The sequence below is a fragment of the Mucilaginibacter sp. genome, assembly GCF_028288105.1.
In the GTDB taxonomy this organism is placed as follows: Bacteria; Bacteroidota; Bacteroidia; order Sphingobacteriales; family Sphingobacteriaceae; genus Mucilaginibacter.
In genome coordinates this window covers 1-4,039 of record NZ_JAQBOI010000193.1, presented here as the reverse complement: position 1 = coordinate 4,039, position 4,039 = coordinate 1, and the positions used below count along the sequence as shown (strand labels likewise).

At 43.1% G+C, this 4,039-nt stretch carries 4 protein-coding genes; 1 reads left to right on the top strand and 3 read right to left on the bottom strand.

The features are described from left to right. Positions 1-255: 255 nt before the first annotated feature. Positions 256-594, top strand: coding sequence for a single-stranded DNA-binding protein (locus JWQ85_RS13460; protein ID WP_299468779.1), 339 nt, complete (start codon positions 256-258; stop codon positions 592-594). Between the two features lie 141 nt (positions 595-735). On the opposite strand, the gene JWQ85_RS13455 is transcribed toward JWQ85_RS13460, so the two are convergent. The 3 genes from JWQ85_RS13455 to JWQ85_RS13445 form a co-directional block, all read right to left on the bottom strand. Beyond that, positions 736-1,440, bottom strand: coding sequence for an SDR family oxidoreductase (locus tag JWQ85_RS13455; RefSeq protein WP_299468777.1), 705 nt, complete (start codon positions 1,438-1,440; stop codon positions 736-738). A 65-nt stretch (positions 1,441-1,505) separates the two neighbouring features. Then, positions 1,506-3,284, bottom strand: a complete 1,779-nt coding sequence (locus JWQ85_RS13450) for an aromatic amino acid hydroxylase (protein ID WP_299468775.1) — start codon at positions 3,282-3,284, stop codon at positions 1,506-1,508. 132 nt (positions 3,285-3,416) lie between these two features. After that, the coding region (locus JWQ85_RS13445) for a lysylphosphatidylglycerol synthase transmembrane domain-containing protein (protein WP_299468773.1) at positions 3,417-4,039 on the bottom strand (623 nt) is incomplete at its 5' end.

Sequence of the window (4,039 nt, the reverse complement as noted above, 5' to 3'; positions counted from 1 at the left end):
ATTAAGCTGATTATTGTAATTATTGCGGCACAGGTCGTTACAGAACTTTTTATCCGCACGGCCATGCAGTAATGTGCCACAATCCAAACATTTTCTTTCTGCGATCATAGCCTAAAGATAACAATTTAATTATCCGCTTGCAAACGTTTGCAAACGGATATAACCGCTTATAACTAATTAGTACCCGACTAATCTTCAGCCCAAGCCGCAAATTTGTGCTGTTAATAATTATCTAAACGTAAAACGTAATATAAAATGGCAACTATTAAAAACAGCGTAAGACTGATGGGCAATGTAGGTATGGACCCGGATGTAAGGACTTTTGACAACAACCGCAAAATGGTTCGTTTATCAATTGCCACTAACGAAAGTTATAAAAATGACAAAGGCGAAAAGATTACCGATACCCAATGGCACAACATTGTTTTTTGGGGTACACAGGCAACTATGGCAGAAAATTACTTAAAAAAGGGCGACGCCGTTATTATTGAAGGCAAACTGGCATCACGTAATTATAACGACAAAGATGATGTAAAACGTTATGTTACTGAAGTTGTGGTGAACGAATTTGTAAAAATTAGTAGTAAGGAATAAAGCATTTGGCTAAAGCCGATAGAATACCTTTGTGTGCCGTTCGCTGAAGCCAACGGCAATGAATTATCTCAGTGGATTACTTACTATCCGTCCCATCTATGGGACGGATAGTAAAGAAAAAAAATCCGGCTTTAGCCGAAACTACGGCGTTGACACAGCTACCGGCAGTACTTTTCCATTAAAAAAGCGGTGACCTGTTACTGCGAAGTCGGCGATGTATTTACCCATTTCAAACGCCATAACCGGCGACTCGTAGCCTGGGAAGGCTTGTTCCAGCATTTCGGTTTGTGCTGAGCCTAAGGCAAGGCAATTCACTTTGATGCCCTGTTCAACCAGTTCCTGGGCCAGGCACTCTGTTAGCGTATGCAAAGCGGCCTTACTTGCCGAATAAGCCAGCAAGCCGTTAAACTTAGCGCTGCCCTGGAAGGCGCCCATACTACCTATATTAAGAATGTGCGATCCATCGACCATAAACCTTAGTAAACTTTGAATAATACGCACATGACCTATGTAGTTGCCTTGCAGCATTTCTACAAAGTCGGTTTCCAGCAGTTGGGTAAAGGGTTTGTTTATTAATACCCCGGCATTATTCACCAATACATCTACCCTGCCATCAAAATTGGCGGTAATAAATTGCTGCAGGCCAGCATAATCATCGTGAACGATATCAAATGCGATGGCATATACTTCGCAATCAGGATTTAGGCCTTTGGCAATTTCCAGTAACTTCTCCAGCTTATCTTGCGATCGCGCCAGGGCAATCACTTTATGCTTGCCCGATAATATTAACTCTAATACAGCTTCGAACCCTACGCCGCTGCTGGCGCCCGTTATAATGATATTCATAAACCCCCTTAACCCCCTACAGGGGGACTTAATTGTGTATAGATATGCAAATTTAGTATTGTTATCTAAACTACCAACTTCTCTTCTACCGGGTGTTTTATCAAATATAACCCATCGCTTATTAGCTTTTTGTATTCGGGCTGGGCAGCGGCCTTTCCTTCTAAGAACTGTTTTACATCGGCGGCTAACTCCTGTTCAATACCTTCATGTTCAAGCAGTTCTAATATTTCCAAGGCACACAGCCAATCGTCGTGGTGAAATTTTTGGAGCATCATCCACACATTCCCTAAAAAGCCAAGGTCGCCGCCGTTATGCCTGCGGTTTCTTACCTGCTGATATAATTCATGAAGCTCTTTAGTCTTCTGGTCATACTCGGCATGATGGGTGCCGGTATTTGATTTATAAGTTATCTCCAGGAACGCATCTTTATCGGCGGCGCCGCAAAATACAGAGGTTATCTGCTCACCCACGGCCATGTCGTAAATACCCCATGAAGGGTCAAACAGGACTCGCCCTTTTTCGTCCAAAACCGTACATTTTTCAACCTTAATTAGCACATTTTTGTTATTTTTTGTAAAAATATCCGCCACTTTTCCGGACACGGTTATACCGCTCTCAAAAGTCAGGGAAATTTCTTTGCCGGTTTCAATTCCGGCGGTTCTTAATTCATCGGAAGTAAAATCTTCCAGCGATTTTTCATAACCCTTAAGTTTACCAATCGGCGAGCTAAATCCGTCTTTATGATAATTTTTGCCATGCCCTTTTAGCTGCTTATTGTTTACAGCCAAAGCTGTTTCGCCACCTGTTTTAATAAATATAGGCTCACCATTTTTATCAGGCCAGAACTCGGTAAATGTACCCGACACCTGTAGGCCCGAACTGTAAACCGCGGTACAGGTATTTTTACTATCAATTGCTTTTTGCAACCCGTATGCCCCGCCACGGCGGAACGACATGGTATCGGCAAACTCTTCCAGCACATCAATCAGGTTTTGGAAGGTTGGGGTAACAAACAACTGTGGTTGCGTTTTGGTAATATCGTAGCTGTAGTTTACGGCATCAATAGTATAAGGCAGTTTTTTAACCTGTTCCTGCATACAACTGGCACTCTCACCTATCGAGGATAGCAAACCCGCACCGTAGATCTTTGGATTATCCAGCGTACCAATCAGTCCGTACTCTACCGTCCACCAGTGCAGGCGGCTAAGCAGGGCCATTTCAGATGGTTCGCCCATGTTTTCCTGGTGCCAGGCAACCAGCTCATCGGCCTTTTTTATTTCGGCTTCATCCGCATCGGGCATTTCTTTTAATATGGATAATGCCCTTATGGCTTCATACAATTCAAAATCCTGCGCGCTAAACATGGCCTTTGCACCTATCGAACCAAAATAGCTCAGATACTCGTGGTAATCTTTATCGGCAATTATGGGCGCATGCCCTGCCGACTCATGTATAATATCCGGAGCGGGTGTATATTCTATATGTTTTAACTGGCGGATATCGGCAGCAATAACCAGCACACGGTAAGCCTGGTACTCCATAAAGGCGGCGGGCGGTATAAAACCATCAACAGTTACGGCACCCCAGCCAATTTTGGCCAGCGCGTTATTCATATCCTGCAGATCGGGGATTTTCTCGATGGTTAGCCCCGCCTTTTGCAAGCCCGGGATATACGGATAGTACGCAACATCTTTTAGATAGCTGTAATTCTGGCGCATTACATAGCGCCAAACGGCATGGTCAACCGGGGTGTAATGTTCGTAGTGCTGGTCTACAATAAATTGCTTTAAATGACGGGGCAATGCCGCAACCTGCGGGTTATTAAAATCATTAAAATCGCTCATTTCTTAGCTTTCGGGTTTATTAGAAACACAAAATTAGGAAATAAGGTTTAGCTAAATAACGTTTGTATCAGATAAATTGCACAAATATTACCTTTTATTGGGGTTCAGAAAACCAGCTCAATATTAAATATTTTAAGCCTGCTGATTTTCCAAATTATCTTCTGTTTTGGGCAAACCCTCTTCCAATCGGCTTGGGCGCAGCACATAATAAATGCCGGATAACGCCACGATGATAGAGATCAGGTAAAAAGATATCGGCAGGAAAACCGCCAGATCCATATCCATAGGGAACACCTTTGATAGTTGCTGAAATACAGTTTCGCGGATACCTGCACCACCAACGCTTATCGGGATAATAGTTGCTAACGCTGATATCAGGAACGACAGCAAATAAGGCGAGAACTTACCGGTAAAATCTTGTCCGAACAGTATGAATACAATGGCCGTTACCTGTAGCGATTGTACCGCCAATGCTTTTAAATGCGCCTGCCAAAAATAATGAGTGTACTCCCTGAAAAACTTGTAGGCCACAAAATAGTAAATGATAGTGGCTACGATGAAGATGCTTAAAGGGATACCTATATGTACATCTATTTGCGGGATCAAAAATATCAATGCTACGGTTATAAGGCCTATAGCCCACAAGCCGCTGAGCCTATCGAACATGATAGCCCAAAATACTTTTTTGGCCGGTAATTTATAGGTTTTGTTGAGCAGATAGATCTTGTAACCATCGCCACCAATACCACCCGGTA